The following is a 5070-nucleotide window of genomic DNA, read 5'->3' as shown; positions in this document are numbered from 1 at the left end:
ACCTCAGCCAAAGAGAGTCCTGTGCAATTGGCAACCCCGATCTTTGAAGCGGTGAGCAAACCGTTGGCCGAACAAGGCTCGGCAGTAGAATATATCAAACAGGTCTATTCCCTGTTAGCAGCCAGCTTGATTGTCGCAGTGGCATCTGGCTATGTGGGCATGAGTTTGCCCTTTGCGCGTGAGCATCCCATTGTTTTGCTGCTGATGATGCTTGGCGCCATGTTTTTGGCTTTTAAGGTAAAAAATGCGGCCACATTGTTTCTCTTTACCGGCATTTCAGGCTTGTCTCTGGGCCCGGTAATCGCTGTTTATGTGGGAGCAGGAATGTCCCATGTCGTCGGTGAAGCGGTCTTTATGACTGCAGCAGTCTTCACCGGTTTGACCTTCTATGCCTTGACCACGCGCCGTGATCTGTCGGTGATGAATGGGATACTCTTTGCAGGCTTGATTGTGCTCTTGGTTGGTGGCTTGCTGAATCTCTTTTTTCACTCCACCGCCGTCTCCTTTGCCCTGGCAGCCTGTGGCAGTGTCATCTTTGCCGGTTATATTTTGGTGGAGACTCAGGAGCTGAAAAGCAACCCTTGGGCCATCGCCCCTTCGGTGGCTGCCTTGTCAATGTATCTTAATGTCGTCAATCTTTTTATGAGCTTGTTGCGCCTGTTGGGCATCTTGAACGGCGAAGATTGATTCATGAACACAAACCCGTCCGGGCAAGAGAGCAGTTGGCTGGCAAAAGCCCGGACGCTATTACAGGCAGCAGGATGGAATGGCTTGGTTCCGGCTTTGCTCGTGGACGGAACCAGGCAACGTCTCTACCTGCTGCCTGAATATCCCTGCCCAGAGAACTCCTCCTCCCCCTGCAGTTGGCCCATCTCCACAGCAAGCAATGGCTTTGGTAACATACAAGATTCTGGATGCACCCCAACCGGTTTGCATCGCATCGCCGCCTGTATCGGAGCTGGTGAACCCTGCGGCATGCTCTTCAAAAGTCGAATAGCAACCGGAGAGATCATCCCTGAAGGGAGCTCTCCTGTAGGCGACTGTATCACAACACGCATCCTCTGGCTGGAGGGGCTGGAAGAGGGTATCAACCGTGGCCAGGGATGTGACAGTAAAGCGCGCTATATCTATATCCATGGCACGCCCCACAGTAACCTGTTGGGACAACCCGCCTCAGCAGGGTGTGTGCGCATGCACAATCAGGATATTCTGACCCTCTTTGAACGGGTGCAAGAAGGTACGCTGGTATGGATTGATCCCGGATGATCTTTATTCTGCACGCTACACCGCCACTGCTTGCGCACCTGGCTACACTGCTTTCCTGAGGCTCTTTTGCATTCTTTCTGTTTACTCAATGCCGATGCTGTTGTCTCAATGCCGATGCTGTTGTTTATCAACTGGTGCAGAAAAGCATCATCCCCTGAATCCCCCTGGAAACCTACTGCATTCACCCCACATAATCTCCATGGAGTTGATCGTATCGCCACTCATTCCTACACCATACCATGGTATAAATTTTGCAATGAATGTCATTAAAGTACAACAGGGACAAACAGAGATTTGTGTGCACATTGACGCGCATTGGGAGGCAACATGAGAGCAGCGGAGCAGATAAAGCTGGGAGAATCCTGGAGAGCAAGCGCTCTAGGGACAACCGATACAGCAGATCGAACAGAACCAAAGATGATTCCGGTGGAGGAGTTTTTGTCTATGCTCACCCTGCTGGAGAGTGGACTATGCCAAATTGCCGACGGAGAAGGTGCGACCATCCTTTTGGATCCTCTGTTTCGCGCCATGAGCGATATGTATCGTCGCTCTGCGGCCTCCGGGATGGATGATTTTTCTGATCTTGCCTATGAACTGGCCCAGGCCTTTGGCACCGCACAAACAATGGAAAAAGGGGCAATACAGCGGCTTGCCCGTTTGGCGCTGTTGGCTATCGGACAGTTACGCCGCATCTTGCGCCCCTATGCGCCAGAACAACCTGGGCAATATGCCAAACAGGTGGTGACTGAGCTGCTTAATTGTTGGGCATAGTCGCAGTTGTCTGAAAGGTGTGCTCGTCCAAAGATTGTCCAAAGGGTTCCAATATCTCCAGAAAAGCGGGCAGATGCCGGGGAAAATGGTCTTGGATAAAAACCGCTTGGCGCTCCAAGAGTTGTCGGGCAATTTGTAGAGGTGAAATGGCATCATTTCCTTGCTCCAAGGCTCGATAGGTACGATCCAAAGCCAAAGAGAGTTTGGCCAATGATTCGACACGTTGCAACGGATCCCCCCCCTCCTGCAGCAGACTTGTCATCGCCTGACGATGGGCCTGCAGATACTCTTTCCACAACTCATTGGCAACCTGTTGCCAATTGCTGGTTTGTTGCTGTTGGTTGGTCTCCATTGCCTGTTCCACTCTCCTGAAAAAAAATCACTCCCGAAAATGACGGTTCCACTGCTCATCACATGCAGCCCCAACGGGTCAAAATGGCATATATTTGCCGATCGGTCAGTTGATATTCATGTGCCAAATGACGTACTGCCTCCCCGGAATCATAGCGACGCACAATATCGCGATTGCGTTGCACACGCAGCAGATTGGCCATGCGTGGTACGGAAATTGTCTCTCCACCAAAATGTTCACTCAACAGCCATGCCTGGGCCATACCCAGCAAAGTAGCCAGGTGATGCTGAACCCTGGGGGTGCGTGGTATAAAAATGCGTGTGCCATGATATTTGCGTACAATCTTCCTGGTATCAGGCAAACCAATAATATCTGCCAAATCGCGCATTGACTGAGTCAAATCCTCCTTGATCAACTCTCCCAGGCGATCGATCTTACCTTTTTCTGGTTTTCTGACACCCTCAGCAGAGAGAGACTCCTGGTGCAGTACACCGCCATGAACTGGCAGAGTCATGGGAGGTGACATTGTGACCGACACAGCAGGTAACAGGTTTTTGGTTCGTTTTCTTCTCATTTTAGGTGCCTTTAATATATTTACGCACTATGCAAGCAAAAAACATTGCAAGCTGCTTAGAAAAACCGTTAGGATGTGCGTTATCGAACGCTTTGGTTCGTCTTATAGTTCGTTTTATGCACGCATGACAAGATACGAAAAGTTTACGAACCGTGTCAATATAAAAAACGTACTGGTTCGTTTTTTATATTTCAGTTCGTTTTTTTACTGCAGACAAAGGAGCTGTATATGGGAAACCCTGAAGAACATGCGGATTGGGTTGCTGAGTTGCGTAGCCGTCTTGCCAAAGTGATTGGCGACGAAGATCCCTACCCATGGGCAGAACGTATTGGTATCGGCAAATCCACCTTTGCCGGTTTGTGGCGCCATGGTGCTGGACCGCAAACCAAAACATTATTGAAAATTGCACAACATACCAATATCTCACTCAATTGGCTCTTGACAGGACAAGGTCCAGAACGTCTCGATCTCTCCGCCGCCAACGAAAATGGCAGTGTGCGTAAAGAGTATTTAACCTATGTATCCGCAACTGCCAACGCAGACAGCACCCAAGAACACTATGCAAGCAGACAGCCGGCAGCAGCACCGATAGAAGAGATTGGCGAAATGTATCGACTCCATGGCGATGAATATTGCCATGTTCCCTGTTTCGTCCTGCCATTTGCCAATGGTCAGTTATTGCAAAGCGAGCAACTGGTGGATTCTCTCTCCTTCAAAATGGATTGGCTCGAACACACCATGGGTCTGGATGTGCGAGAACTGGCCCTGGTCCAAGTCACCGGGGATAGTATGGAGCCTACCTTGAAAGAGCGCGATTTGCTGCTTGTGGATCGGCGTGGTTTTACACAAACCGAACAGACGCCAAGGTTGCGCAGCGACTCCATCTATGTCTTGTTGCGTGGCAGTGAATTGGTAGCAAAGCGGTTACAGTTCGGTTTTGATGGCTCGTTGACCATTCAAAGCGATAACATTGCCTATGCTGCCCACAATATCACGGCTGAACAGTTGCAACAGGTACAGATCATCGGTCGCGTGGTCTGGGTCGGACGAAGAGTGTAGAACGCCTGCAAGCAATCCAAGGAAAGGAAGGGCAGTTCAGCAGAGCACTTTGAGGAGTCAAGCCAAAGAGCAGGGGAGTTAAAAATCGATGCGCATACCTGCAGAAAATTCGTGGGCAGTCAGATTGATCCCCGGATTGAGCAATTCACTGGCGGTAAATTTAAGATCGGAACCACTCAACAGACGATAGTTCAGATCTGCCGATAGCGCATCGGTAAGCTTGTAACTGACTGCCAAGCCCAACTGCTCGGTAGAGGGCAGGGATGTGTTGTCAACCAGTTCTGGGTGCGCTAGCGGAATAATTGCGGTGTGGATGTGGACTGCATTCTCCTGCACGGCACTGTCAAAAGAGGTTTTTAACAGCGAGCCTGCCGATACTATATCCTGATAAAAGGCATGGAGCATGCTGAAGCTGAAAGAAGAAAACAGAGAGAGCTCTGCTGCAGAGGGTTGACTCTGGTAGACCCACTCCCGTGCCGACACCAATTCCTGAGAGGCGGGGATACTGGAGAGTCGTTGCGCACTCTGCAACCGTACTCCATCAGTGGAGAGAGTGAATGGCAACTGCTGCTGCGTGCTCTGCGCAGAGTGCTGATTCTCTTCGCTCGGCGCAATAGAAGAGTGAACGATACTCCTTTCCTGCAAGCGCTCGCTTAAACAGAACAGAGAGGCGCCGTGCCCTGTCGACGAGCCGAGCAAAACCACTCCGCCTATCCACCATACATTGAGCCATTGCCGCACAGTTCGTTTCATGCCTGCTTGCTGTTCCTGTTGATGGTTAAGACCAGGGAGCGCATAACCATTTGACACTAACACATCAGCGCAAAGCACAGCAAGATAAAATGGATCTATTGCAGAGTAATCGCCTTTGCCAATTTCCTCACTGTTGCCACAAACGAAACGGTGCCTGTCGGGCGTCCGCCCTCCCAAAGAGTGCCCCTGCCGGGCACACTGCGGCGTGCGCGAATGCTTTAGCATTCGCTTTTGTGAAACGCCGTACATTACCAGCAGGGCTTTGCCCTGCACCCACCAGGAGCGGGTAATCTCC

Annotated in this window: 7 protein-coding genes; 4 read left to right on the top strand and 3 right to left on the bottom strand. The window is 50.8% G+C overall.

Translation table 11 applies throughout. From position 1 onward, the window contains the following. From EJP87_RS01260 to EJP87_RS01250, 3 genes are all read left to right on the top strand, one after another. On the top strand, positions 1 to 687 hold a 687-nt coding region (locus EJP87_RS01260; protein WP_193771040.1), incomplete at its 5' end, for a Bax inhibitor-1/YccA family protein. Between the two features lie 3 nt (positions 688 to 690). Beyond that, complete coding sequence (locus EJP87_RS01255; RefSeq protein WP_130470051.1) at positions 691 to 1266, top strand: L,D-transpeptidase; 576 nt, start codon at positions 691 to 693, stop codon at positions 1264 to 1266. 327 nt (positions 1267 to 1593) lie between these two features. After that, the gene (locus EJP87_RS01250) at positions 1594 to 2037 is read left to right on the top strand and encodes a hypothetical protein (protein ID WP_130470050.1); all 444 of its coding nucleotides are present in this window, start codon (positions 1594 to 1596) and stop codon (positions 2035 to 2037) included. Here the strand turns inward: EJP87_RS01250 and EJP87_RS01245 are convergent. Both EJP87_RS01245 and EJP87_RS01240 read right to left on the bottom strand, forming a co-directional pair. After that, a complete protein-coding gene (locus EJP87_RS01245; protein WP_130470049.1) occupies positions 2021 to 2389 on the bottom strand; it encodes a DUF1804 family protein in 369 nt (122 codons plus the stop codon). The two genes, EJP87_RS01250 and EJP87_RS01245, sit on opposite strands and share 17 nt — an antisense overlap. A gap of 58 nt (positions 2390 to 2447) precedes the next feature. Continuing rightward, positions 2448 to 2915 carry a Mor transcription activator family protein gene (locus EJP87_RS01240; RefSeq protein ID WP_227657393.1) on the bottom strand — a complete coding sequence of 156 codons (468 nt, stop codon included), beginning with the start codon at positions 2913 to 2915 and terminating at the stop codon, positions 2448 to 2450. A 276-nt stretch (positions 2916 to 3191) separates the two neighbouring features. On the opposite strand from EJP87_RS01240, the gene EJP87_RS01235 reads away from it, so the two are divergent. Next, entirely contained in the window at positions 3192 to 4022 is an 831-nt protein-coding gene (locus EJP87_RS01235) for a LexA family transcriptional regulator (protein ID WP_130470047.1), read from the top strand. A 78-nt stretch (positions 4023 to 4100) separates the two neighbouring features. Here the strand turns inward: EJP87_RS01235 and EJP87_RS01230 are convergent, their stop codons facing one another. Beyond that, complete coding sequence (locus EJP87_RS01230; protein WP_130470046.1) at positions 4101 to 4775, bottom strand: outer membrane protein; 675 nt, start codon at positions 4773 to 4775, stop codon at positions 4101 to 4103. Positions 4776 to 5070: the final 295 nt, after the last annotated feature.

This window comes from Candidatus Magnetaquicoccus inordinatus (assembly GCF_004217665.1).
Classification (GTDB): domain Bacteria; phylum Pseudomonadota; class Magnetococcia; order Magnetococcales; family Magnetaquicoccaceae; genus Magnetaquicoccus; species Magnetaquicoccus inordinatus.
The sequence above is the reverse complement of the archived record's forward strand: the minus strand, read 5'-3'. Positions and strand labels throughout refer to the sequence as shown.